The organism is Kitasatospora sp. NPDC092039 (assembly GCF_044756065.1).
GTDB lineage: Bacteria > Actinomycetota > Actinomycetes > Streptomycetales > Streptomycetaceae > Kitasatospora.
Genome location: NZ_JBIVSD010000017.1, coordinates 44,601 through 68,546, shown reverse-complemented (window position 1 = coordinate 68,546; position 23,946 = coordinate 44,601). Strand labels below are relative to the sequence as shown.

The window sequence follows — 23,946 nt, the reverse complement described above, 5'->3', positions numbered from 1 at the left end:
GCTCGCGGACTCACACCGTGAGTGCCCGCGCCGAGGCCCGGATCGGCGCTGGCAGCTCCGTCCACCCCCGCAGGTACCGGTCGACCGCCGCCGCGACCGCCCGCCCCTCGGCGATCGCCCAGACGATCAGCGACTGTCCGCGCCCGGCGTCCCCCGCGACGAACACGCCCTCCGCCGCCGTGGCGAAACCGTCGTCCCTGGCCAGGGCGCCCTCCGCGCCGGTGGCGAGGCCGAGTTGGCCGAACAGCCGCCGGTCCGGCTCCGGCCCGGTGAACCCCAGCGCGAGCAGCACCAGCTGCGCCGGCAGGCTGCGCTCGGTCCCGGCCCGCGGGCTGCGGTCGGCGGGTTCGGCCTCGGCGAAGCGGACGGCGGCCAGCCGGCCGTCCGGGCCCGGCTCGAAGCCCACGGTGGCCGCGGCGAACACCCGGGGCCCGGCCTCCGCGGCGCCGGACTCCTCGTGCGAGGTGGTCTCCCGGTACACCTTGGGGTGCACCGGCCAGGGCTGTCCGGCGGCCCGGCCGCGCGGCGGACGCGGGTTGACGTCCAACTGGGTGACCGACGCGGCGCGCTGGCGCAGCGCCGTTCCCAGGCAGTCCGCCGCCGTGTCCCCGCCCCCGACGATCACCACGTCGCGCCCCTCGGCGGACACCGGTGAGACCGGGCGGTCGCCCTCGTCCACCCGGTTCGCCCAGGTCAGGTAGTCGATCGCCTGGTGCACCCCGGACAGGTCCCGACCCGGCACCGGCAGGTCCCGGCAGGCGGTGGCGCCCACCGCGACCACCACCGCGTCGTACCCGGCCCGCAGTTCCTCGCCCGGGACGTCCCGACCGACCCACACCCCGGTGCGGAGGTCGACGCCCTCGGCCCGCAGCTGGTCCAGCCGGCGCTCCAGCCGGTGCTTCTCCAGCCGGAACGGCGGGATGCCGTACCGGAGCAGCCCGCCCGCGCGGTCGGCCCGTTCGTACACCGTGGCGGTGTGCCCGGCCCTGGTCAACTGCTGGGCGGCGGCCAGCCCGGCCGGGCCTGAGCCGATCACCGCGACCCGCCGGCCACCGGCCCGCTCCCGGCACTCGGGCGGCCGGGGCACGTCCCAGCCCGCTTCCCAGGCCCGGTCGGCGATCGCCAGCTCCACGTTCTTGATCGTCACCGCCGCGCCGTCGATCGCCAGCACGCAGGCGCTCTCGCAGGGTGCCGGGCAGAGCCGCCCGGTGAACTCCGGGAAGTTGTTGGTCGCCAGCAGCCGCGCCGCGGCCGCCCGCCAGTCCGCCCCCGCGCCCCGCTCCTCCCCCGACGCCGACCCCGTCCCCGAGTCCGACCCGGCCCCAGGATCCGGCTCCGACCCCGACGCCGACGCCGGATCCGACGCCGCCACCAACCGGTTCCACTCCGGCACCAGGTTCCCCAGCGGACAGGCGCTGTGACAGAACGGCAGCCCGCACTCCATGCACCGCCCCGCCTGCCCGCCCACCACCGGCAGCAGCGACCCCGGCCGGTACACCTCCCGCCAGTCCCCCAGCCGCTCCCGCGCGTCCCGCCGCGCCCGCTCCGCGCGCGGGGTGGTGAAGAAGGCCATCCGGTCTGCCATCGCGGCCTCCGGCAGGGCGTGCCGACACGGACCAAGCGGCCCGCCCACCCGGCGGCGCGCCACTGTACGGCCACCGTACGCCCGCGAAGCACCGCGCGAAACCGGCGGCCGTCGCGGACCGCCCCGGAGCCGCCCCCGGCGATCCCGGCCCCGCCGCGAGCACGCCGGGGAGAATCTCCGCCATGACCCACACCGTGCTGATCGCCGAGGACGACCGGGCCATCCGCGACTCGCTCGCCCGCGCCCTGACGCTGGAGGGCTACCGGGTGCGGGTCGCGGCCGACGGCGCCCGGACCCTGGCCGTCCTCGCCGAGCAGCGCCCGGACGTCCTGGTTCTCGACGTGATGATGCCCGCGCCGGACGGCCTGGAGGTCTGCCGCCGGCTGCGGGCGGCCGGCGACCGCACCCCGGTGCTGATGCTCACCGCCCGGGTCGAGGTCCCGGACCGGATCGCCGGCCTCGACGCCGGCGCGGACGACTACCTGGTCAAGCCCTTCGACGTGGACGAGCTGTTCGCCCGGCTGCGCGCCCTGCTGCGCCGCCACCCGCCCGGGCCCGCCGCCGAGGTGCTGGCCGTCGCCGACCTGCGGATCGATCCGCCGGCCCGGCGGGCCTGGCGCTCCGCCCAGGAGCTCGACCTCTCCCGCACCGAGTTCGACCTGCTGGAGCTGCTGGCCCGGCACGCCGGCGCCGTCCTCGACCAGGCCACCCTGTACGAGCGGATCTGGGGCTACGACTTCGGCCCCGGTTCGAAGAACCTCGCGGTGTTCATCGGCTACCTGCGCCGCAAGCTCGACCTCCCCGGCCTGCCCCCGCTGATCCACACCGTCCGCGGCGTCGGATACACGCTGCGCGAGCCGTGACCGGCCCGGCGGCACTCCTGCGCCGGCTGCCGCGCCCGGGCCTGCGCACCACCCTGGCGCTGGCCTTCGCCGCGATCGCCGCGCTGGTCGCGGTGCTCATCGGCGCACTCGGTTACCACGCCGCCGCCCGGCTGATCCGGGACGACGAGACCGCCGACTTCACCGCCGCCGTCGACTCCGTCGACCGGCAGGTCGAGCGGCAGGTCCTCTTCCCGGGCGACTTCTCCGGGCCGAGCGGTCTGAGCGACGACCTGGTGCGCCCGATCCGGGTCACCACCCAGTCCCTCGACCCCGAAGGCCGGATCGTCCCCGGCACCGCCCGGCTCGACCTCCCACCGACGCCCGGCGACCGCGACCTGGCCCGCGCCGAGCAGCCCGGCCGCACCACCACCGGGGTGCGCCACTGGCACGGCGGCGCCTACCGGATCGGCGTGGTCTCGCTCGGCGGCGGGCGCGGTGCGGTCCAGATCATCCAACAGGTCGGTCCCACCGAGGAGTTGCTGGCCGCCCTGCGGACCCGCACGGTGGCCCTGGTCGCGGTCGTCGCGGCACTCGCCGGCGGGGCCGGCCGGCTGCTCGCCCGGGGGATCGCCGGACGGCTGGTCCGGCTCACCGACGCGGCCGAACTGGTCGCCGCCAGCGGGCGGTTGGACGTTCCGGTGCCCGCCGCCGGAACGGACGAGGTGGGCCGGCTCGGCCGGGCCTTCGACCGGATGCTGGTCCGGCTGGCCACCGCCAAGGAGAACCAGCGCCGACTGGTCCAGGACGCCGGGCACGAGCTGCGCACCCCGCTGACCAGCCTCCGCACCAACCTCTCGGTGCTCCCCGCCCTGGACCGGCTGCCGCCCGCCGAACGCGCCGCCCTGATGACCGATCTGGCCGACGAGGCCCGGGAGTTGACCCAGCTGGTGGAGGAGCTGGTGGCGCTCGCGGCGGACCGCCGGACGGACGGGCGGCCGACCGAGGTGGTGCTCGCCGACGTGGTCCGGCAGGCCGCCGCCCAGGCCCGGCGGCGCAGCGACCGGGAGATCACGGTGGACGCGGACGGAACCGTCGTCACCGCGCGGCCGGACGCCCTGGCCCGCGCGGTGGGCAACCTGCTGGACAACGCCGCCAAGTTCGACCCGGCCGGGACGAGTCCGATCGAGGTGGTGGTGCGCGGTCCGCGGGTGGAGGTGCGCGACCGCGGCCCGGGCATCGACGCGGCCGATCTCGACCGGGTCTTCGACCGCTTCTACCGGGCCACCGCGGCCCGCAGCCTGCCCGGATCCGGACTGGGCCTGGCCATCGTGCACGAGGTGGCCCGCTCGCACGGCGGGACGGCCTTCGCGGCCGACCGGGAGGGCGGCGGCGCGGTGATCGGCTTCACCCTCGGCTCCTGAGGTCGCCCCGGCACGAAGCGGGCGGGCCCCGGCTCACCGCCGCGGCCCGCCCCTGCCCGTCGAACGGCCCCGCTCACCCCCACCACTGTTCCGGCACCGGCTCCGGCTCGGGCGAGTCCGGGACCGTCACCGGTTCGGCGCAACGCACCAGCAGATCCCCCTCCTCCGTACCGGCGACCAGGTAGCCGCACTCGCGCAGGACGACCGCGGCCGCGCCGCTCAGTGCCGCGACCGCCTCCCGGGAGGGCGGACCGCCCGGCTCCGCGCCCGGCGTCCAGCCGACCACCACGCCCTCGGGGTGACGGTCGATCCACAGCGGTGAGGAGCCCGGGCCGGTGTCGAACCCGGCGCGGGCCAGGGCCTCGGTGACGTCCTCGAAGAGTTCACGGTGATCCGCCATTGGCGAAGCGTAGGCCCTGGACCGGAAGCCCCCCGGACACGGCGCGCGCCGACACGCTTCGGCGGCACCCGACCGCAGCATCGGCACCCGTTGGGCCGAGCGGCGGCCAGCCGATCGGGCGTCAGAGCCCCCCGTCCGGCCCGACACGAGCGGCCGGACGGGCCGATGGACGTGCACAGTCGGCCGCCTGCCGACAGCATGACAGAGTAAGCGCTCCATCACCCTGAGCAACGGGTCCAGTGGAACACCTGGTCCGCGCGCCGGTCCGGCCGGCGGGCCCGTATCGAGAGGTCCCATGATCACAACACTTCGCCGGCCGGCGTTCCCGCCGGCGGGCCTCCAGCACGGTACGCCGAGGACGCCGGGGAGCCCGTCGTGAGAACCGACCAGCAGTCGCAGCCGGGACCGGTGACCAGCACGCGCGCCAACCCCGCCAACCCGGCCGAGGCCCTGGCCGACTGGACGGACGGCCGACTCGGCATCTACTCCCTGGCCAAGGCCAACCTGCGCAAGATCTTTCCCGACCACTGGTCCTTCATGCTGGGCGAGATCGCGCTCTACACCTTCGTCATCATCATCCTCACCGGCGTCTGGCTCACCATGTTCTTCACGCCGAGCATGGGCGAGGTCGTCTACGACGGGTCGTACGTGCCGCTCAAGGGCATCCCGATGTCCGAGGCCTACTCCTCGACGATCCGGATCAGCTTCGACGTGCGCGGCGGCCTGCTGATGCGCCAGATCCACCACTGGGCCGCGATCGTCTTCGTCGCCTCGATGCTGACCCACATGATGCGCGTCTTCTTCACCGGCGCGTTCCGCAAGCCGCGGGAGGTCAACTGGGTCTTCGGCGCGCTGCTGCTGATCCTCGGCATGTTCGACGGCTTCATGGGCTACTCGCTGCCGGACGACCTGCTCTCCGGCACCGGCATCCGCTTCATGGAGGGCGCCGTCCTGTCCGTCCCGATCGTCGGGACGTACCTGCAGTTCTTCCTCTTCGGCGGCGAGTTCCCGGGCACCGACATCATCCCCCGGCTGTTCACCGTCCACGTCCTGCTGATCCCGGGCGTCATGGTGGGCCTGCTCGCGGCGCACCTGATCCTGGTCTTCTACCACAAGCACACCCAGTTCGCCGGGCCCGGCCGGACCAACAGCAACGTGGTCGGCATGCCGCTGCTGCCGGTCTACACGGCCAAGGCGGGCGGCTTCTTCTTCCTGGTCTTCGGCGTGGTCGCGGTGATGTCGGCGATCGCCACGGTCAACCCGATCTGGGCGTACGGGCCGTACCGTCCGGACCAGGTGTCCACCGACGCCCAGCCGGACTGGTACATGGGCTTCTCCGAGGGCCTGATCCGGGTGATGCCCGGCTGGGAGATCAGCGTCTGGGGCGGCCACACCCTCAACCTCGGGGTGTTCATCCCGCTGATGGTCTTCCCGCTGGTGCTGCTGGTGATCTGGTGCTACCCCTTCCTGGAGGCCTGGATCACCGGGGACCGGGGTGAGCACCACATCGCCGACCGGCCCCGCAACGCCCCGGTCCGCACCGCCTTCGGCGCGGCCTGGATGGCCCTCTACCTGCTCCTGCTGGCCGGCGGCGGCAACGACCTGCTGGCCACCCACTTCCACCTCTCGATCAACGCGATCACCTACGCGGTGCGGGCCGGCTTCTTCACCTTGCCGGTGGTCGTCTTCGTGATCACCAAGCGGTGGTGCCTGGGCCTCCAGCGGCGGGACAGGGAGAAGGTGCTGCACGGCCGGGAGACCGGCGTCATCAACCGGCTCCAGCACGGCGAGTTCGTCGAGGTGCACGCACCGCTGCCGCAGGGCCGGCTCTACACCCTCACCTCGCACGACCAGCCCCAGCCCTCCGTGCTGCCGCCAGCGGTGGACGAGAACGGGGTGGCCCGCAAGGCCGGGCTGTGGACCCGCGCTCGGGTGAAGCTCTCCCGCGGCTTCTACGGCGAGTACAGCCAGATCGCCAAGCCCACCGTCGAGGAGCACGAGGAGATCACCAGCGGCCACGGCCACCACTGATCCCGACCGGTCCCCGACGTCGGAAAGGGCCCGCTGTGCCGGAGACGGCACAGCGGGCCCTCGTCGCGCCCAGGGCGGTCGACGGCGGCCTGGGCGCCCCCGGCCGCACCGGACGGTGACGGCCGGAAACGACGGTTCAGCCGCGCAGGACGGCCGGGACGACGGCGAACAGCGCCGCCGCCACGGTGACGGAGAGGCAGAGCGCCGCCCAGCGGGCGCAGATCCGGCGGCACTCGACGCGGTAGCGGGCGGCCAGGCGGCGGCAGCGCTCGACCGCGCGGTCGACGACCTCCTCGGCGTAGCGCAACCGGTCGGCGGCGTAGGCCTGTTCGAGGAACTCCCGCTCCGGCTCCGGAAGCCACGGGAACCGCGCGGCGAACGCGCGGGCGTCCCGCTCGGCCGCCGCGACCTCCGCCTCCCAGGCCAGGAACCCCTCGATGCGGGCGAACCCCGCCCGCGAGTCCACCCGGGCACCGGCACCGGCGGGCCTGCCCTGGCGGGGGGTCCGCGCTCTCGGCGGACGCTGTCTGCCACCCATGACCGCTCCTCAAGTCGTGTCGAGTCGTCCCGTCGGAGGTCCTGCGGGCACGGGCTCCCGGCGGGGATCGCTCCGCAACCAGGCAACTACTACCAGCGACGAACCGCAGGTGGCGGACGGCTCGCCAGAACCCGTACACCCGGGAAAATCTTGCGTGCCGCGCAGAATTGCGCACCGCGCACCTCTGCCGGGACAGTGAGACCCGTGACGAACGGTCAACCCGGGCTGCGGGAACGGAAGAAGGCCGCGACGCGGGAGGCCCTCAGCCGGGCGGCACTGCGCCTGGCGGTCGAGCGGGGGTGGGAGAACGTCCGGGTCGAGGACATCGCGGCCGCCGCCGGGGTCTCCCCCCGCACGTACAACAACTACTTCTCCGGCAAGGCGGAGGCGATCGTCTTCCGGCACCGCGACCGGATCCTGCGGGCCGCCGAGGCGCTGCGGGGCCGCCCGGCGGAGGAACCGCTCTGGGAGGCGCTGGCCCGGTCGCTGGCCGTGCCGTTCGACGGCGCGGCCGAGGAGCCCGACCCGCGGTGGACGGCCGCCGTCCGGCTGCTCCTGCGCGAGCCCGTTCTCCAGGCCGAGCTGGTCCGCGCCACCGCCGCCACCCGGGCCGGCCTGGCGGCGGCGGTGGCCGCCCGCACCGGGACCGACCCCGACCGGGACCTCTACCCGAAGCTGGTCGCCGCGGCCGCGCTCTGCGCACTGCAGGTCGCCGACGAGCACCACCTGACCGCCGACCCGGCGGTGCCGTTCCAGCCGCTGCTCGCCGAAGCCCTGCGACAGCTGGCGGCCGGGCTCCCCGATCCGCGGAACCGGTGAACCCGCCGTACCCGAGGGTGGTTCGAGACGGCCGACCACGCCGCCGTGCTCGGCGCCGCCCGCTCTGAGCGCGCCCCGGCCCGCCGTCCGGGCCGTCCACCCGCGCCCACCCGGCGGTGGCCGGCTACGGTCTGCCGGCGGGCCTGGGCCTGGTCGTCCTCCAGTGGCCCGTCGTCCACCACTCCTGCTGCTGCCGGCGGTCTCGCCTGCGGTCGCCGTACTCGCGAGGCTCACCGTCCGGCCCGGCCGCTGACCCGGGTGACAGCCGCGGGCGGGCCGGGGACGGCGGGGGCGGGCCCGCCGGGGAGCCGTCCGGCGGGTGGGGGAGAATGGAGGGCATGTCCCGACGTCGTTCCGAGCCCCGCGCCGCCGCGCCCCGGCTGCTGCCCTCCTCCCCCTGCCCCTGCGGCCTGCCCGCCGCCTACGGCGACTGCTGCGGCCGGCTGCACCGGGGCCAGGCGAAGGCCACCACCGCCGAGTCCCTGATGCGCTCCCGCTTCAGCGCCTTCGCCGCGCAGGACGAGGCGTACCTGCTGCGCACCTGGCACCCGGACACCCGGCCCGCGGAGGTCGACTTCGATCCGGGGCTGCGCTGGACCGGGCTGGAGGTGGTCGGCACCACCGAGGGCGGCGCGTTCCACGCGGAGGGCACGGTCGCCTTCCGGGCGCACTGGACGGAGGGCGGCGAGGCGGGCGTGCTCACCGAGAACAGCCGCTTCGTGCGGCACGAGGGCGCCTGGGTGTACCTGGACGCCCGCTCGCTCGGCTGAGCCGCCCGGCCCGCGGTCACCGCGCCCGGCGGCTACGGCTACGGCTAGAGGTAGTCGTCCAGCCGGGCCAGCGCGAAGCCCTGCTCGGTGACCTCGTTGACGACCTTGCGCAGCAGGTCCGGCATGGAGGCCTTCCAGATGTCGGCGCCCCGGAAGTGGGTCAGGATGATGTCGCCCGGATGCAGCTTCCGGTCGTCGTAGCGCCACTCCATGTGGTCCGGGAACGCCTCCTCGTTCCACAGCGGCACCGCCTCGACCCCGCAGGAGGCCGCCGCGCGCAGGGTGTCGTCGTTGTACTCGCCGTACGGCGGCCGGAAGAGCCGGGGGCGGGCCCCGATCTGCTGCTCCAGCTGGTCCTGCTGGGTGCAGATCTCCTGGCGCTGGCTCTCGTAGTCCAGCACCTTCAGGTTGCGGTGGTTGATCGTGTGGTTGTTGATCTCCACGCCCTGGGCGTGGAGGTCGCGGAAGTAGCCGTAGTTCTCCCGGGCGAGGTAGTCGGAGACGTAGGCGCTGAGCGGGATGCCCAGCTCCTCGGCCATCCGGGAGAACTCCGGGTCCTTCTCGGCGCCGTCGTCGACGGTCAGGAAGACCACCTTGTCGTCGGTCGGCACCCGGTAGACCACGGGCGGGCGGCCGTCCGCGAGCTTGACGCCCTGCACCGGGGTGAGGGCGGCCCTGGTCGCCGGGCGCGGCGGGGCCTTCAGCGGCGGACGCTCCAGGCCCCAGCGCTGGGCGGTCTCCAGCGCGGCGCGGACGGCCGCCTCCTGCCGGGCCATGGCCTCGCTGCTGTTCTGCTCCTCCTTGCGGGCCAGGCCGGGCAGCAGCTGCGCCGCGGGCGGGGCGCCCGCGCGGTCGGCGCCCTCGGCGGCCGCGACGGCCTCGGCGGCGGGCGCCGGAGTCGCCTTGGCGCCGGCGGCCGGGGCCGACTTCGGCCCGGCGGGAGCGGCCGGACCGGCGCAGCCGGCGAGGACGGCGGAGAGGCAGACGGTGGCCAGCAGGCCGGTCCGAGCACCGCTCCGGTGCTGCTGATTCCCCCTCAGACCCCCACTAATACGACAACCTGATGGTCTGTTCATGGGTGCACTGCTCCCCCGCCGCGCACCACCGCCAATCCCCTCGTCACCCGCGCGGGGCAACGACGCACCGGGGTCCTTGCCGTTCCTTTGCCCGGCGGCGGGCGGCCGGGTGACCAGCACGCCCGGCTACGGGCGGGGCCGCCGGGAAAACCGATTGCGGTTCCGGGCCCCGAACCGGATCATGCGCCCATGACGAACACCGCGCCCGGCCGCTCAGCCCTCTGGACCATCACCACGGCCGACGTGACCACCCCCGAGGCCTTGGACCTGCTGCGCGAGTACTACTACGACGTGGCCAACCGCTACTACCGCCTGCACTTCGACCGGGAGGGCACCCCCGAGGAGCTGGAGTCCGGCCTGGCCGACTCCCCCAGCGACGACCTCGCCGCCCCGGACGGCCTCTTCCTGATCGGTTACCACGACGGCGTCGCCCACTCCTGCGCCGGCCTGCGGCGAATCGACGCCACCACCGCCGAGCTCACCCGCGTCTTCGTCCGCCCCGGCCTGCGCGGCACCGGGGGCGGTGCCGTCCTGCTGGCCGCCGTCGACCGCGCCGCCCGCTCACTGGGCGCCGAGCGGATCGTCCTCGACACCCGCCTCGACCTGATCGAGGCCCGCACGCTGTACCTGCGCAACGGGTACCGGGAGATCCCCGCGTACAGCAGCGGGCCGTACGCCGAGATCTGGTACGGGAAGGACCTCACCGTCGGGGCTCGGCAGGGCGGTTGAGCCGGGGCTACCCGGCGCTCGCGCCGGAGCGGGGCGGCGGTCCGTCCGCCAGGGCGGCCGCGAGTTCGGCCGCCGAGGGCGGGTTGGCGCCCGGTCGGGCGACGGTCAGCGCCGCCGCCGTCACCGCGTTGGTGAGGCAGGCCGCGAGGTCGGCGCCCGTCGCACGGGCGTGCAGGAAGGCGGCCGTGAAGGAGTCGCCGGCGCCGACGGTGTCCGCGACCGGCACCGGGAGGGCCGCGGCCTCGGCGCGTCCGCCGTCCGCGGTGCGGGCGAAGGCGCCCTCCGCGCCGAGGGTGACCGCGACCACGGCGGGACCGAGGACCAGCCAGCGCTCGGCCACCGCCTCGGGCGGCTCACCGGGGTAGAGCCAGGCGAGGTCCTCGTCGCTGGCCTTGACCAGGTCGCTCAGCGCCACCAGTCGCTCGACCCGGCGGACTGCCTCGGCCCGGTCCCCCATCAGCGCCGGGCGCACGTTGGGGTCGTAGCTGATCCGCGCCCGCCCGCGCCAGCGCTCCACCAGCGCCAGCACCGACGACGCGCCGGGCTCGGTGACCGCGGCGATCGAGCCGAGGTGGATCGCCGCAGGCGGCTCGGCGGGTTCGGTCGGCGGCAGCGTCCAGCGGATGTCGAAGGAGTAGCGGGCCCGGCCCTGACCGTCCAGCTCGACCACCGCCGAGGGCGTCCGGGAGGCCTCGACCGCCTCCACCCGCACGCCCGCCGACTCCAGGTGCCGGCGGATCAGCCGGCCGTTGGCGTCCGGGCCCAGTTCGGTGAGCAGCGTGGCCGGGCGGCCCAGCCGGGCCAGGCCGTAGGCGACGTTCGCGGGGCTGCCGCCGGGGTGCACCCGGTCCGGGGCCTCACCCGTACGGACGATGTCGGCGACGCACTCGCCGATCACCAGAACGGGCGATTCGGGGCTGGTCACGGCGGCTCCTGGCATCCGGTACGCGGGCGTCCTCTGGGCTGCCAGCCTACGGGGTGCCTCCGGGCGCGCGGCGCCAGGGCACAGAAGTACGGCCGCCGGACCTGGCCAGGTGTTCCGACGGCCGTGGCACCGTCCGTCAGGGGAAGGTGCACTCCTGACGTTAGAGCGCGCGGGGGTGGCCCGCCATCACCGTGGGCCGTCCGGGGGACCACGGTGCGTCGTCGAACCCGGCCGATCGCGCCCGTGCCGGCCGGGCGGTCCACTAGCATCCGTGGCCGGGCCTTCCGTCCCGGCGGCCCCCGCCTCCGCTCCCGCTCCCGAAGTGCGGTGATCACCCATGGTCAGGCCCCGCGCCGGTCTCGTCCCGTCGCTCGCGCTCAGCGCGGTGCTGCTGTCCGCGAGCGTGCCGACGGCCGGGGCCGCCGACGGGCTGGGCGATCCGGTCTTCCCCTCGCTCGGGAACGCCGGGTACCAGGCGCTCGGGTACGACCTGGCCTTCGACTACCGGGCCGCGAGCCGGACGGTGGACGGCACCGCCGTGGTGACCGTACGGCCCGACCGCGCGCTGGCCCGGCTGGAGCTGGACGCGCTCGGACTGACCGTGCGCGCCGTCCGGGTCGACGGGCGGCCGGCGGAGTACGCGACCCACGACGAGAAGCTGACGGTCACCCCGGCCAGGCCGTTCCTCCCGGGCGGCGTCACCCGGCTGACCGTCGAGTACACCGCCGACCCGCGCGCCCCGCTGCCGCACACCGGCTGGGTCCCCACGCCGGACGGCTTCGCGGTGGCCGGCCAGCCGAACAGCGCGCACACCGTCTTCCCGTGCAACGACCACCCGAGCGACAAGGCGCGGTTCACCATCGCGGTGACCGCCCCGGACGGCCTCCTCGGCGTCGCCAACGGGGAGCTGGCGGCCACCGAGCGGCACGGCGACGGCCGCACCACCCGCCGGTACGTCTCCCGCGAGCCGATGGCCACCGAGCTGGTGCAGGTCTCGGTCGGCGACTACGCGGTGCGCGAGCGCACCGGCCCGCACGGCCTGCGGCTGCGGGACGTGGTGCCGACCGCGCGCGCCGCCGAGCTGGAGCCCGCGCTCGCCCTCACCCCCGGCCAACTCGCCTGGGCCGAAGCGCACCTGGGGCCGTTCCCGTTCGAGACGTACGGGATCCTGCCGGTCAACACCGACGACCCGGCCGCGTTCGCCTTCACCGGCCTGGAGACCCAGACGCTCACCCTCTACAAGCCGAACTTCCTGCGGCAGCCGGAGCCGGCGATCGGCTCGCACATGATGCACGAGCTGGTGCACTCCTGGTTCGGCAACAGCGTCTCGCCCGCCCGGTGGTCCGACCTCTGGCTCAACGAGGGCCACGCCGACTTCTACGGCCTGGCGTACCGCTACGAGCGAGGCTGGCCGGACGCCTGGGGGTACACCACGCTGGTCGACCGGATGCGCTACCTCTACGGCCTGGGCGACCAGTGGCGGCACGACTCCGGGCCGGTGGCCTCCCCCACCGCCGCCGACCTCTTCGACAGCCAGCGCTACACGGGCGGCGCGCTGGTGCTGTTCGCGCTGCGGGAGAAGGTCGGGGCGGAGACCTTCGACCGGATCGAACGCACCTTCCTGCGCGCGCACCGGTACGGGAACGCGACCACCGAGGACTACGTGCGGACGGCCTCGGAGGTGTCCGGGCAGGACCTGCGGGGCTTCCTCGACGACTGGCTGTACGGGCTGCGGACGCCGCCGATGCCGGGGCATCCGGACTGGGTGGTGGGCCCGGTGGGCCGACTGGGCGCCGCTCCGGGGGTGTCGGCTCCCGGGGCGCGGGTCTGGGAGGGTGGGGCCGCAGTGGCGGGCGGGCCCGGGGTGGCGCGGGGCTCCGGGACGCTCTGAACGGCGCGGTTGGGGCTGCTGGTGCACGCCCGGCGCGCCGCCGTGCGTCCGATCACCCCTCGCACGCCCCTGACCGACAGGGGCTGGTGGGGCCATGGTGGTTCCCACGGCCCGCCCGCCGCCCGGCACAGCCCCGGTCGGCTCGCGGGCCGTCCAACGTTCCCGCGCCCCCGCCGGCGAGCGGGCGGCAGGTCTGCCCGGCCGGACTGTCAGTGCCTGGTGCTAGCGTCCCCGGCACAATCGGGAACGAACGGGGGTTCAGTGATGGGTGTCGATCTGACGGCTGGTCACCTGACGGGTGGCGCGCAGGCGGGCGTCGAGCTGACGGGCGTCGAGCTGACGGGCGTCGAGCTGCGGGAGGCCGGGGCCGGGGTCTACGACCGCTGGACGGCTCTGTGGAACGGTGAGCCGGGGCTGGCGGAGGAGATCATGGCGCCCGACTTCACCCTGCGGTACGCGCAGGCGGGCACGGAGGCGTTCGACGGCGTGCGGACGCCGGCCGGGCTGGCGGAGCTGATCGGGCGGTGGCGCGCCGGGCGGCCGGGGCTGCGGTTCGAGGCCGAGGGCGTCCCGGTGGTGGACGTGGAGTCGGTCGACGGCGCGCTGTCCGGCCTGGTGGCCCGGCCGTACCGGGCGAGCTTCCCGGACGGCGAGGGCGGTGTGACGGCACGCAGCGGGACGGACACCCTGCGGCTCAGCGGTGGGCTCATAACCGAGGTGTGGTCGGTCTCCTCGGGTGCCGCCGGGCGGACGTTCTACCGGCCCTGACGCCGCGGTCGGGCACGGTGGGGCGGTGGGGCCGCAGCGGGCCGTAACCCTTCCGGCGCAGCGTCGTTGGACCGGCCATGAAGAAGCGCAGCATGCTCGCCGTTGCCTCGCTCGCCGTTGGTGTCGTGGCCTCCCTCACCGCGCCGAGTGCGCACGCCAGTGCCGTGGGCGGGCAGGAGGGGCTGCCCGGGCCGCTGAGCAGTGCCACGGACGTGGCGCCCGGGCAGGTCGGTGACGCGGGTGGTGTCCTCGGTGAGGCCACCGGCTATGTGACCGGGTCGGCGGACGGCCTGGTGGCGGCCACGCCCGCGTAGTCCCCGACCGGCCGCCGGCTGGTCGCCGCTGCCCGGTCGCCGTCGGCCGGGGCTCAGGACAGCGGGGCTCCGAGGTCCTGGGTCCAGTAGGGCGTGCCGGCCGAGCTCGTGGCGAAGCCGACGCCGATGTCCTTGAACCCGCAGTCGAGCATGTTGGACTGGTGGATCCCGCCGTCCATCCAGCGGGCGAAGACGGCGGCCGGGGTGGTCGGACCCCGGTCGAGGTTCTCGCCCCACTGGGACCAGCGGTAGCCGGCGGCGGTGATCCGGGCCTCGGTCCGGACGCCGTCCGGGTTGACGTGGTCGAAGAAGCCGCGGGTGGCCATGTCCTCCGCGTGCTTCTGCGCCGTGCCGTGCAGCCGGGGGTCGATCCGCAGCGGGGGGCAACCGGCTTTGGCGCGTTCGGCGTTGACCAGGTCCACCAGCTGGCGCTCCGGGTTGGGCTGCGGTGTCGCGGTGGCGCTGCGGGTCACGGTCGGCGTCGGGGTGGGCGTCGTCGTCGGCGTCGGGCTCTCCACGGGTGTCGGGGCCGGCACCGGGGTGGCGGCGACGGGTGCGGCGGCAGCGGTCGGGGTGTCCTGGGCCGCGGCCGGGGCGGTGGGCTCCGGGGTCGTCGGCTGCGGCGGCTCGCCGGCCTGCGGCCAGACCAGGGCGAGGGTGGTCACGGCGACGGCCGCGGCCGCGCCGCTCGCCAGGACGGCCTTGCGGGCAGCGGTGCCCGCCCAGCCGCCGTGCCCTCCCGCACCCGCGTGCGCACCGGCACCGGCATGGGTTCCGCCGCCTGCGCCGCCGCCCGTACCGATACCCGTGCCGGAGCCCGCGCCGGTGGCGGCCGTCGAGGACGCGACGGCGGCCGCGGTGTGCTGGAAGTGCAGCAGTACGGGCGCGTCCAGCGGGATCGGCACCAGGGCAAGGCCGGCCAGCAGCCCTTCGGCGGGGAACAGGTCCCGGCCGAGGCCGCCGCAGTCGGAGCAGTCGCGGATGTGGCGGGCGATGCGCTTGCGCCAGACCGAGTTCGGGGTGCCGTCGAAGCCCGCGGTGAGCTCGGTCAGCCCGGGGCAGCGGGGGTAGGCGCCGAGCGCGCGGACGACGACGCGGCCCGCTTCGAGCTGCTTCTTCATCCGCTGCACGCGCACGGCGGTGTGCTGCGGGCTCAGGTCGAGGGCCTCGGCGAGTTCGGCGCGGGTCAGCTCGCCGGCTGCCTCCAGCCACCAGAGGGCGAGCAGCTCGCGGTCGTCGGGGTCCAGCCAGCGGGTCGCCTCGGCCACCTCGCGGCGCTGGCCGGACAGGCCGAGGCGCAGGATGGTGAGGTCGGTGAAGTCGGCCCGCGGGTCGGGGACCTCCCAGGTCTCGTCCAGGCCGCCGACGGTCGGCTGCTGCTGACCGGCGGCGTGTCGACGGCGCACCTGGTTCATGGTGATGGCGACCAGCCAGGACCGGAAGGACTCCGGCTCGCGGAGCCCGTCCAGGCCGTCCAGGGCCCGGATCATGGTCTCCTGCGCGACGTCGTCCACGTCGGCGTGGCCGCCGAGGGCGCGGCCGGCCACGTTGTAGACGAGCGGCAGCCAGGTGGCGACCAGCGCCTCCTGGGCCTGCCGGTCACCTGCCTGCGCCGCGAGCACCAGGGTGGTCCCGGTCCTGTTCTGCACATCAGCGTTCATGGTCCGCACTCCGTCTTGCCGTGTTTCCGTCCGCCGCTGCCTCCTCGGAGACCCGTGGGGAGTGATCAGATAACAACAATGTGCACGGAATCGGAAAATCGGACCGGATCGATCAGCCCGGATCGGCCGGCCCGGTCCGGGGTCAGACCGGGCCGGCCCCCGGGGAACCGGAGCCGTCGGGTGCGAGCCGCGGCCGGTTCACGCCGGGGCGGCGAACACCTGGGTCCACCACGGGCCGTTGGTGCCGGTCCGCACGCCCACGCCGAGCTGCTTGAACGAGCAGTTCAGGATGTTGGCCCGGTGGCCCGGGCTGTTCATCCAGGACACCATCACCGCGGCCGGGTCCTTCTGGCCCCGGGCGATGTTCTCGCCCCAGGTGCTCCAGCTGTAGCCGGCCGCCTCGATCCGGTGGTCGGCGTGGTTGCCCTCGGGACTGGCGTGGTCGAAGTAGCCGCGGTCGGCCATGTCGTCGCTGTGCGACTGGGCCGCGCTCGCCAGCCGCGGCTCGGCGCTGACCGGACCGCAGCCGGCCTTGGAACGCTCGACGTTGACCAGGTCCACGACCTGCTGGGCGTACGACGGAGACGCGCCCCCGCCCGCCGGCGGGGCCGCGGTGGCCCGCTTGGGCGCGGGCTGGGCGGCGGTGGCGGAGCGGGTGGCGCTGGGGGCCGGCTTGACCGTGGAGGCCGCGGGGGTGGGGACGGCGGTCGGGGTGGCGACGGCCGAGGCCGTCGGGGTGGCCGGAGCGGTCGCGGCCGGCGCGGCCGGGGCGCTCGGGACGGCCGCCTGGTCGGCGGCCGTGGCAGCGGGGGCGGTCGGCGGCGGGACGTCCGGGTTCGTCCCACCGGTGCCGGGCACCTGGATGCCCTCGTGGGTGCCCAGCTCCGCGGAGATCAGCGCGTCGGCGGCCAGCGACTGGCCGGCCATGTCGCGGTCGGTCTGCTTGCCGCCGTACGCCGCGTAGCCCGCGCCGGCCAGCGCGGCGAACAGACCGGTACCGGCCACGGCGGCGACGACCGCGGTGACCGGCACGATCCTGCCGCGCCGCCGCGCCCGCCGCCCCCGGCCGGCGTGCCGCTCGGCAGCCCGCCGCGCCGCCCGGCCGCCCGAGCGGCCACGGGCTCCGCTCCCGCTGTCGTCGCCGGCGCCGCCTCCGATCGCCGGGAGGATGGTCGTCCTGTCGTCGCTGTTCACGTGGCCACGCTTTCTGTTCCGGGTCGACTGGTCGGGTGCCGACACTGGGGAGACCTCCCGGCGGGGCGCCGATAACAGAAATTCCGAACGAATGTCCGGCGGTCGGGCCGCGACCTCAGCCGACCGGGGCCTCCGGAGCCATGTCGTAGGTGAGGAACCTGGTCCGGGTGGCGACCTGGTCGTACTTGCCGCGGGCCCGGTAATTGTCCTCGGAGGTGATCCAGCGGACGGTGTTCCACCCGCGTTCCGCCGCGATTTCCCGCAGGCGGCCCAACAACGCGTCCACCGCCCCGCCGCCCCGGGCCTCCGGCGCGACGAACAGATCGTCCAGGAAGCACCCGACCGCCCCGTGCAACGGTCGCGCGAACGGCCGGTAGTGGGCGAGCCCGACCGGCCCACCGTCCCCGTCCCGGACCAGCAGGCCCGCCAGCTCGTGCCCCGGGTCCATCAGCCAGGACCACACCAGCTCGGCCTTCTCCTCCGGGATCGGCACCCGGTAGAACTCGCAGTACCCACGGAAGAGTTCACGCCAGGCGGGGTAGTCACCGGGCTCGGGCGCGCCGACGCTCCAGCGGGTCGTGGGGGTCTCACTCATCTCGGTCTCCGTCGCTCAGCGGGCGAATGCGAGCCCTCAGCATGCCGCCCCGTCACCCCGCCGCCGACCACCGCCCCGGCCAAGACCGCCCACCCCCCACGCCACCGCGGCACCTTGCCGAAGCGCCCGGATGGTAGTTTCCCGGAACCGTAGGAGGGGTGGGCGAGCAGATGGACAGTGGCCTGCGGCACGCGACCGTCGTGGCGCTCGGAGAACTCGGGCGGAGCCACGACCACCGCGACCGGGCGGACGCCGGTCACGGCCTCGCGGGGTTCGCCGAGATGCGGGAGGCCGTGGGTCCACTGCTGGAACTCGTACTCGACCCGGGTGACACCTTCGTCACCCGACGGACCGTGGAGGCCTTGCTCCGGCGGAAGGACGGAGCCGGGCTGACGCCAGTCGCGTCCGCACTGGCGGTCGCCGGTCCGCATCACACCGACTGGATCCGCACCGCCGTCCACGACGTGTTCGGCATCTTCTCCGACGACCGGGACGCCGCGATGCGGCTGTGTGAGGAGATGTCGCGGAGCGGCGACGATCGTGTCGCCCTGGGGGCTCGTCAGCTGCACGGGATCCTGGCGGGGATCGATCCCGTACTTCGCAGTTCATAGCGCGCGGCCGTCGCCGCCCCTGGGCCCGAGGGCTCCCTGCCGGCGGAGGCGGTCGAGGAGGGGAAGCGGCTCCTACGCCGATCAGGTGGAGGAACGGCGGCCGGCGTAGCCGTACCGATCGGGGGCAGCCCCTCACCGGGGCCGCCCGGAAGGCCCACGGCACCCCGGCCCGGAGCTGGGTCCGCGTTGCCGGGGACGTGCGGACGGAGGGCGGCACCTGACGTCCCGGGCGCGTGGACGACGTCCTGCACAGTCGTCTTCGGGTACCCCTACTGGCGGCGGACGCCCGCGCCGTGCCGACCGGGCGTCCGTCGGCCCCCGGGGGCGGGGCCGCCGTGCGGGGAGCCGGGTGGGGGCCGATGCTGAGGGGGGAGGTGGTGGTGTGGCGGGGTTGTCGCGGTTGGCGTCGGTGTCGCGGGAGGTGGCGGCGGAGGCGGGGCGGCGGGCGAAGACGGGGTTGCTGGCCGGGTGTCTGCGGAGCCTGGGGCCGGTGGACGGGCCGGCGGCGGTGGCGCTGCTGTCCGGGGAGTCGCAGCGGTTGCGGACCGGGATCGGGCCGGCGGCGTTGCGGGGGCTGCCGGAGCCGGCGGTGGAGGCGTCGCTCGGTGTGCGGGAGGTGGAGCGGGAGCTGGAGCGGATCGCCGGCGTGCACGGGGCGGGGGCGCAGGCGGAGCGGCGGCGGCTGCTGCACGGGCTGTTCGCCCGGGCGACCGAGGTGGAGCAGGGGTTCCTCCGCGCGGTGCTGGTCGGGGACCTGCGGCAGGGCGCGCTGGACGCCGTGGTCGGGGACGCCGTCGCCCAGGCGGCCGGGGTGCCGGCGGCGGCGGTGCGGCGGGCGCTGATGTTCCGCGGGTCGGCCCGGGCGGTGGCGCAGGCGGCGCTGACCGGCGGGGAGGCGGCGCTGGCGGCGTTCCGGCTGGAGGTCGGACGGGCGGTGCGGCCGATGCTGGCCGCCTCCGCGCCGGACGTGGCCACGGCGCTGGAGCGCACCGGTCCGGCCGCGCTGGAGTGGAAGCTGGACGGCATCCGGCTGCAGGTGCACCGGGAGGGCGGGGAGGTCGCGGTGTTCACCCGCGGCCTGGACGACATCACCGCACGCGTTCCCGAGGTGGTCGAGGCCGCGCTGGCGCTGCCGCTGCGCTCGGCGGTGCTGGACGGCGAGGCGGTCGCGCTCGGTCCGGACGGCCGGCCGCGCCCGTTCCAGGAGACCGCCGCGCGCACCGCCTCCCGGCGCGACCCGGACCGGCTGCGCGCCGAAGTACCGCTCGACGCCTACTTCTTCGACCTGCTGCACCGGGACGGCGAGGACCTGGTGGACCGCCCCGGCCGGGAGCGCTGGGCCTCGCTGGAGGAGGCGGTGCCGGACGGCCTGCGGGTGGCCCGGGTCGAGACCGGCGACCGCGACCGGGCGCTGGCCTTCTTCCGCGAGACGCTGGCGCTCGGCCACGAGGGCGTGCTGGTGAAGGACCCGGCGGTCCCGTACGCGGCCGGGCGGCGCGGCGCGGGCTGGATCAAGGTGAAGCCCCGCCACACCCTGGACCTGGTGGTGCTGGCCGCCGAGTGGGGCAGCGGGCGCCGGCACGGCTTCCTCAGCAACCTGCACCTGGGTGCCCGGGCGGCGGGTGAGCCGGGGCTGGGCCCGTGGGTGATGCTGGGCAAGACCTTCAAGGGCCTGACCGACGAGACGCTCGCCTGGCAGACCGCCGAACTGCTGGCCCGGGAGGCCGGGCGGGACGCCTGGACGGTGCGGGTCCGGCCGGAACTGGTCGTCGAGATCGCGTTCGACGGGCTGCAGCGCAGCCCACGCTATCCGGCCGGGCTCGCCCTGCGGTTCGCCCGGGTGGTGCGCTACCGGCCGGACAAGGCCGCCGACGAGGCCGACACCGTCGCGACCGTACGGGAGATCGCCGCCGCCGAGGGGCTGTGAGCCGGGTCGGTGCCGGGCGAGGAGAGCCGGGGAAGGGGCGGCGGCACCCAACGCCCGCCCGGGTGACGTCGATTCAAACCTGCCCCGCCGACCGGCCGCTCCGGCGCGAACCGAATCGGCCATTCTCGGCGATCCCGCCACCGCACCCTCCGTGGACGGATCAGCGGCGGTTAGGTTGGCAATGACAACGAGAGGCGGCCGCCGGGCAGCCGGCGGCGCACTGGCGAGAGGTGCCCGACCATGCGGGTGAGTGTCGACCGGGACCGCTGCTGCAGCTCCGGGATGTGCGTCACGAACGTTCCCGAGGTCTTCGACCAGGACGACGACGACAGTCTGGTGAGGCTCCGTCAGACCACCTTCCGGCCGGACCAGTTCGACGATCTCAGGCTGGCCGCCCAGCTCTGCCCGGGCGGCGCGATCACCGTGGCCGAGGACGAGCCGGCAGCGGCCGAGCAGGCCGGGGCGCAGCCCGTCTGACGGCCCGTCCGGCCACCACACCACCCCCACCGGAGAACCATCGCGACGCAAGGAGACCCCGCCTTGACGAGCACACCCACCGTCCCCGCCGTCCCGCTCCCGGCCCCGCACTCCGCCGGCTGCCCGTTCGGCCCGCCGCCCGCGTACACCGAGGCCGCCGCCACCGCCCCGCTGACCCGCGCCGACCTGCCCGGCGGCGAGTCCTGCTGGCTGGCCACCGGCTACGCCGAGGTCCGCACCGTCCTGTCCGACCGCCGGTTCAGCGCCGACGTGCGCCACCCGTCCTTCCCGCTGCTGGTCGCCGGCAGCCGGGAGCGGATCGCCGAGAACCCGAGCTTCCTGCGGCTCGACGACCCCGAGCACGCCCGGCTGCGCCGGATGGTCACCGGGGACTTCCTGGTGAAGCGGGTCGAGGCGATGCGCCCGGACATCCAGCGGATCGTGGACGAGGCGCTGGACGCGATGACCGAGGGCCGCACCGAGGCCGACCTGGTCGCCGACTTCGCGCTGCCCGTCCCCTCGCTGGTGATCTGCCTGCTGCTCGGCGTCCCGTACGAGGACCGCGAGTTCTTCCAGGGCGTCAGCCGGACGCTGCTCAGCAACACCAGCACACTGGAGCGGCTGCTCGAGGCCCAGGACGAGCTGCTGGAGTACCTGGAGGCGCTGACGGCCCGCAAGCGGGAGGAGCCGCGGGACGACATCCTCAGCCGGCTCGCCGCCCGGGACGACCTCACCCCGCGCGAGGCCGCCGCCACCGGCATCCTGCTGCTGATCGCCGGGCACGAGACCACCGCCAACATGATCGCGCTCTCCACCGCCCTGCTGCTGGACCGGCCCGAGCAGGTCGCCAGGCTGGCCGACCCGGCCGCGCTGCCCGGCGCGGTGGAGGAGTTGCTGCGCCACCTCACCATCGTCCACACCGGGGTGCCCCGGGTGGCCGTGGAGGACGTGGAGCTGGGTGGCGTCACCGTCCGGGCCGGGGAGGGCGTGATCGCGATGCTCTCCACTGCCAACCGGGACGAGGAGGTGTTCGGCGGCGCCGGCCGGCTGCCGGTCGACGAGCTGGACCTCGACCGGGACGCCCGGCGGCACATGGCCTTCGGCTTCGGCGTGCACCAGTGCCTCGGCCAGCCGCTGGCCCGCGCCGAGCTCCAGATCGCACTGGCGACGCTGTTCCGGCGGCTGCCCGGGCTGCGGCTGGCGGTGCCGCGCGCCGAGCTGGCGTTCCGCACCGACTCGTTCATCTACGGCATGCGGTCACTGCCCGTCACCTGGTGACGGCGGAGCGGGGTCGGCGGGCGCTTCGCGGGTCACCCGGCTGGCCCCCGCGCCGGCGCGGGGGCAGGCTGGAGGGGCGAAGAGACACCACCGGCCCCGCCGCGCCTCCGGCCCGGCGCGTCCCGGGCCGGCCGAGGAGACGGAGCCCGCGATGACCGACATGAGCGACCGGTCCAAGGTGAGCACCGAGGACGACGACGACATCCGCGCCGCGGACCCCGAGGAGGGCATCCCCTCGATGCAGAACCTGCACGCGCAGGACACCTCCCAGGCGGAGGGCAGCCCCGTCCTGGACGAACCCGGCCAGCGCGGCTGACCGTCCGCCGTACCGACTCGACCGCCCGGTGGGACCGGGCGGTCGCCGCGACCGCGGGTGCCGCCGCTCCGGCGGCGGACCACCCGCGGGGGAGGATTGGCGCATGACCGAACACGACCGAGGCAACCGCCAGGCCCGGCCGCCCGCGGACCCGCGCGCGTCGTGGGCGACCTGGACCACCCAATCGATCATCAGCGGCCCCGGCGGGGTGACCACCACCGAGATCGGCCCGATCTCCGGGGACCTCACCGTGCACACCACGTGGGTGGACGGCGAGGCTAGGCTGACCGTCCAGTACACCGGCGCGCTGGACTGGTACACCGTCGCCGGCAGCCCGGTGCCGGCGGACGACGAGACCACCGCGCGGGCGATCCACCAGGCGATGGTGAACGGCGTCAAGGCCGGCCGGGGTGCGGGTGCCCCGGCACCGCCGAAACCCTAGGAACCCCGAACCTCCGGGAACCCCGGGGAACAGCGGCAGCGCGGCGCGCCCGGGACCGGTCACCGGTCCCGGGCGCGCCGTTTCCCGGCACTCCCCGCCGCTACGGAGCCGTGCCGCCCTTCGGGGCGGGCGCGGCCGCGGCCCAGTACGCGCCGTCCGCCGGGCGGCGCCTGCGCAGGTCCTCGCGCACCTCGTCGGCCAGCCGGCGGGTGTCGCGGCGGTTCATGGTGGCGCCGATGCCGGCGCCGACCAGCAGCGGGGTCACCGCCGGCAGGTGGCGCAGCGAGCTGCGGGTCAGCCGGCGGCGGACCTGCTGGCGCACCTCCGAGCTGATCGCCAGCGCGGCGAAGCCGGCCGGCCGGACCAGCAGGCCGGCGTCGATCCCGCGGCGGTTGGCCCAGGCGCCGAGGTAGGCGCCGCCCCGCTGGGTGGCGGTGCCCTGCGCCGGGATGCCGTAGACCTCGTGCAGCTCGGCGATCAGCTTGACCTCCACGGCCGCCACCGCGAGCGTCTCGGCCGCGATCTCCAGCGGCATCGCGGGCGGCACCGGCAGCATCGCCGCCGCGCCGACGCCCGCACCGAGCGCGCTGGAGGCCCGGACGGCGCCGGTGACCAGCACGTCGGCCAGCTCCTCCGGGAAGGCCGCGCCGGGGTGCTGCGCCCGCAGGGTGGCGAGGTCGCGCACCGGGATCCGCGGCGCGGCCTGCACCAGCTGTTCGGTCAGGGCCTTGCCGCCGTACGCGGCGCCCTTGGCCGCTCCCCTGGCGGCGGCCCGGCCGCCGTGGCCGAGCAGCCGGGCGCCGTGCAGCACCACGGCCCGGCCGCGGCCGCGCTGCTTCGCCGCGTACTCGGCGACCGGGCCCCTGCCGACGGGCTGCTCGGACTCCTCGACCAGTTCGACGAGCCGCTCGGTCAGGACGGGCACCACCGGATCGGGTGCCGTCGAATCGGGCGCCGTCGGATCGGGCTCGGCGGACGGCCGGGAGCGGCCCGGCCTGCGGAAGACTGCCATGGGAATCCGGTACCCCTTTCGCGACGACGGCACCGACCGGGGGCCGCCTACTCGACGACCTCCACCCCCCGCCAGAAGGCCACCCGGCCGCGCACGTGCTCGGCCTCGGGCTTCGGGTCGGTGTAGAACCAGGCGGCGTCCGGGTTGGTCCGCCCGTCCACCTCCAGGGTGTAGTAGTCGGCGGTGCCCTTCCAACCGCACACCGTGGTGGTGTCCGAGGGCCGCAGGTACTCGCTGCGCACCGCCTCGGCCGGGAAGTAGTGGTTGCCCTCGACGACGACCGTGTCGTCGCTCTCGGCGATGACGACGCCCTGCCAACTCGCTGTGGTCATATGGCGATTG

At 75.4% G+C, this 23,946-nt stretch carries 25 protein-coding genes; 15 read left to right on the top strand and 10 right to left on the bottom strand.

The window, feature by feature from the left end:
- Nucleotides 1–10 precede the first annotated feature (10 nt).
- Nucleotides 11–1,585, bottom strand: coding sequence for a glutamate synthase subunit beta (locus tag ACIQI7_RS28785; protein WP_401115300.1), 1,575 nt, complete (start codon nucleotides 1,583–1,585; stop codon nucleotides 11–13).
- A gap of 182 nt (nucleotides 1,586–1,767) precedes the next feature.
- Here ACIQI7_RS28785 and ACIQI7_RS28780 point away from each other — a divergent pair, with 182 nt between their 5' ends.
- Nucleotides 1,768–2,448, top strand: coding sequence for a response regulator transcription factor (locus ACIQI7_RS28780; protein ID WP_401115297.1), 681 nt, complete (start codon nucleotides 1,768–1,770; stop codon nucleotides 2,446–2,448).
- Nucleotides 2,445–3,830 carry an ATP-binding protein gene (locus ACIQI7_RS28775; RefSeq protein WP_401115294.1) on the top strand — a complete coding sequence of 462 codons (1,386 nt, stop codon included), beginning with the start codon at nucleotides 2,445–2,447 and terminating at the stop codon, nucleotides 3,828–3,830. Before ACIQI7_RS28780 ends, ACIQI7_RS28775 begins: the two co-directional genes overlap by 4 nt.
- A 73-nt stretch (nucleotides 3,831–3,903) precedes the next feature.
- On the opposite strand, the gene ACIQI7_RS28770 is transcribed toward ACIQI7_RS28775, so the two are convergent.
- Nucleotides 3,904–4,230, bottom strand: a complete 327-nt coding sequence (locus ACIQI7_RS28770; RefSeq protein ID WP_401115291.1) for a hypothetical protein — start codon at nucleotides 4,228–4,230, stop codon at nucleotides 3,904–3,906.
- Nucleotides 4,231–4,638: 408 nt separating this feature from the next.
- Here ACIQI7_RS28770 and ACIQI7_RS28765 point away from each other — a divergent pair, with 408 nt between their 5' ends.
- On the top strand, nucleotides 4,639–6,261 hold the full coding sequence (locus ACIQI7_RS28765) for a cytochrome bc complex cytochrome b subunit (protein ID WP_401115673.1): 1,623 nt from the start codon (nucleotides 4,639–4,641) through the stop codon (nucleotides 6,259–6,261).
- A gap of 136 nt (nucleotides 6,262–6,397) precedes the next feature.
- Here the strand turns inward: ACIQI7_RS28765 and ACIQI7_RS28760 are convergent, their stop codons facing one another.
- Nucleotides 6,398–6,799, bottom strand: coding sequence for a hypothetical protein (locus ACIQI7_RS28760; protein ID WP_401115288.1), 402 nt, complete (start codon nucleotides 6,797–6,799; stop codon nucleotides 6,398–6,400).
- A 204-nt stretch (nucleotides 6,800–7,003) separates the two neighbouring features.
- Between ACIQI7_RS28760 and ACIQI7_RS28755 the strand changes: the two genes are divergently transcribed.
- Both ACIQI7_RS28755 and ACIQI7_RS28750 read left to right on the top strand, forming a co-directional pair.
- The gene (locus tag ACIQI7_RS28755) at nucleotides 7,004–7,618 is read left to right on the top strand and encodes a TetR family transcriptional regulator (protein ID WP_401115285.1); all 615 of its coding nucleotides are present in this window, start codon (nucleotides 7,004–7,006) and stop codon (nucleotides 7,616–7,618) included.
- Nucleotides 7,619–7,956: 338 nt separating this feature from the next.
- Complete coding sequence (locus tag ACIQI7_RS28750) at nucleotides 7,957–8,388, top strand: YchJ family protein (RefSeq protein WP_401115282.1); 432 nt, start codon at nucleotides 7,957–7,959, stop codon at nucleotides 8,386–8,388.
- Nucleotides 8,389–8,432: 44 nt separating this feature from the next.
- Here ACIQI7_RS28750 and ACIQI7_RS28745 read toward each other — a convergent pair whose 3' ends face one another.
- Nucleotides 8,433–9,464 carry a polysaccharide deacetylase family protein gene (locus ACIQI7_RS28745; RefSeq protein ID WP_401115279.1) on the bottom strand — a complete coding sequence of 344 codons (1,032 nt, stop codon included), beginning with the start codon at nucleotides 9,462–9,464 and terminating at the stop codon, nucleotides 8,433–8,435.
- Nucleotides 9,465–9,653: 189 nt separating this feature from the next.
- Here ACIQI7_RS28745 and ACIQI7_RS28740 point away from each other — a divergent pair, with 189 nt between their 5' ends.
- On the top strand, nucleotides 9,654–10,193 hold the full coding sequence (locus ACIQI7_RS28740; protein ID WP_401115276.1) for a GNAT family N-acetyltransferase: 540 nt from the start codon (nucleotides 9,654–9,656) through the stop codon (nucleotides 10,191–10,193).
- A 7-nt stretch (nucleotides 10,194–10,200) separates the two neighbouring features.
- Here the strand turns inward: ACIQI7_RS28740 and ACIQI7_RS28735 are convergent, their stop codons facing one another.
- On the bottom strand, nucleotides 10,201–11,118 hold the full coding sequence (locus tag ACIQI7_RS28735; RefSeq protein ID WP_401115274.1) for a carbohydrate kinase: 918 nt from the start codon (nucleotides 11,116–11,118) through the stop codon (nucleotides 10,201–10,203).
- 337 nt (nucleotides 11,119–11,455) lie between these two features.
- Here ACIQI7_RS28735 and ACIQI7_RS28730 point away from each other — a divergent pair, with 337 nt between their 5' ends.
- The 3 genes from ACIQI7_RS28730 (at nucleotide 11,456) to ACIQI7_RS28720 (ending at nucleotide 14,091) form a co-directional block, all read left to right on the top strand.
- Nucleotides 11,456–13,009 carry a M1 family metallopeptidase gene (locus ACIQI7_RS28730; RefSeq protein ID WP_401115271.1) on the top strand — a complete coding sequence of 518 codons (1,554 nt, stop codon included), beginning with the start codon at nucleotides 11,456–11,458 and terminating at the stop codon, nucleotides 13,007–13,009.
- 264 nt (nucleotides 13,010–13,273) lie between these two features.
- Nucleotides 13,274–13,777, top strand: a complete 504-nt coding sequence (locus ACIQI7_RS28725) for a nuclear transport factor 2 family protein (protein WP_401115268.1) — start codon at nucleotides 13,274–13,276, stop codon at nucleotides 13,775–13,777.
- Between the two features lie 77 nt (nucleotides 13,778–13,854).
- Nucleotides 13,855–14,091 carry a hypothetical protein gene (locus tag ACIQI7_RS28720; RefSeq protein WP_387755160.1) on the top strand — a complete coding sequence of 79 codons (237 nt, stop codon included), beginning with the start codon at nucleotides 13,855–13,857 and terminating at the stop codon, nucleotides 14,089–14,091.
- A 53-nt stretch (nucleotides 14,092–14,144) separates the two neighbouring features.
- Here the strand turns inward: ACIQI7_RS28720 and ACIQI7_RS28715 are convergent, their stop codons facing one another.
- From ACIQI7_RS28715 to ACIQI7_RS28705, 3 genes are all read right to left on the bottom strand, one after another.
- Nucleotides 14,145–15,752, bottom strand: a complete 1,608-nt coding sequence (locus tag ACIQI7_RS28715; protein ID WP_401115264.1) for a sigma-70 family RNA polymerase sigma factor — start codon at nucleotides 15,750–15,752, stop codon at nucleotides 14,145–14,147.
- Between the two features lie 198 nt (nucleotides 15,753–15,950).
- Nucleotides 15,951–16,946 (bottom strand): CAP domain-containing protein, encoded by a 996-nt coding sequence (locus ACIQI7_RS28710; RefSeq protein ID WP_401115261.1) that lies wholly within the window; start codon nucleotides 16,944–16,946, stop codon nucleotides 15,951–15,953.
- Between the two features lie 115 nt (nucleotides 16,947–17,061).
- The gene (locus tag ACIQI7_RS28705; protein ID WP_401115258.1) at nucleotides 17,062–17,541 is read right to left on the bottom strand and encodes a GNAT family N-acetyltransferase; all 480 of its coding nucleotides are present in this window, start codon (nucleotides 17,539–17,541) and stop codon (nucleotides 17,062–17,064) included.
- A gap of 158 nt (nucleotides 17,542–17,699) precedes the next feature.
- On the opposite strand from ACIQI7_RS28705, the gene ACIQI7_RS28700 reads away from it, so the two are divergent.
- The 6 genes from ACIQI7_RS28700 (at nucleotide 17,700) to ACIQI7_RS28675 (ending at nucleotide 22,592) form a co-directional block, all read left to right on the top strand.
- Complete coding sequence (locus ACIQI7_RS28700) at nucleotides 17,700–18,152, top strand: hypothetical protein (RefSeq protein WP_401115255.1); 453 nt, start codon at nucleotides 17,700–17,702, stop codon at nucleotides 18,150–18,152.
- A gap of 382 nt (nucleotides 18,153–18,534) precedes the next feature.
- A complete protein-coding gene (locus ACIQI7_RS28695; protein ID WP_401115252.1) occupies nucleotides 18,535–20,079 on the top strand; it encodes an ATP-dependent DNA ligase in 1,545 nt (514 codons plus the stop codon).
- A 240-nt stretch (nucleotides 20,080–20,319) separates the two neighbouring features.
- Nucleotides 20,320–20,556, top strand: coding sequence for a ferredoxin (locus tag ACIQI7_RS28690; RefSeq protein ID WP_401115249.1), 237 nt, complete (start codon nucleotides 20,320–20,322; stop codon nucleotides 20,554–20,556).
- Between the two features lie 63 nt (nucleotides 20,557–20,619).
- Entirely contained in the window at nucleotides 20,620–21,834 is a 1,215-nt protein-coding gene (locus ACIQI7_RS28685) for a cytochrome P450 (protein WP_401115246.1), read from the top strand.
- A gap of 151 nt (nucleotides 21,835–21,985) precedes the next feature.
- Nucleotides 21,986–22,150, top strand: a complete 165-nt coding sequence (locus ACIQI7_RS28680; protein WP_401115243.1) for a hypothetical protein — start codon at nucleotides 21,986–21,988, stop codon at nucleotides 22,148–22,150.
- 103 nt (nucleotides 22,151–22,253) lie between these two features.
- Complete coding sequence (locus ACIQI7_RS28675) at nucleotides 22,254–22,592, top strand: hypothetical protein (RefSeq protein ID WP_401115240.1); 339 nt, start codon at nucleotides 22,254–22,256, stop codon at nucleotides 22,590–22,592.
- 100 nt (nucleotides 22,593–22,692) lie between these two features.
- On the opposite strand, the gene ACIQI7_RS28670 is transcribed toward ACIQI7_RS28675, so the two are convergent.
- Together ACIQI7_RS28670 and ACIQI7_RS28665 are read right to left on the bottom strand one after the other, a co-directional pair.
- The gene (locus ACIQI7_RS28670; protein ID WP_401115237.1) at nucleotides 22,693–23,604 is read right to left on the bottom strand and encodes a hypothetical protein; all 912 of its coding nucleotides are present in this window, start codon (nucleotides 23,602–23,604) and stop codon (nucleotides 22,693–22,695) included.
- 47 nt (nucleotides 23,605–23,651) lie between these two features.
- On the bottom strand, nucleotides 23,652–23,936 hold the full coding sequence (locus tag ACIQI7_RS28665) for a DUF427 domain-containing protein (protein WP_387755133.1): 285 nt from the start codon (nucleotides 23,934–23,936) through the stop codon (nucleotides 23,652–23,654).
- Nucleotides 23,937–23,946 lie beyond the last annotated feature (10 nt).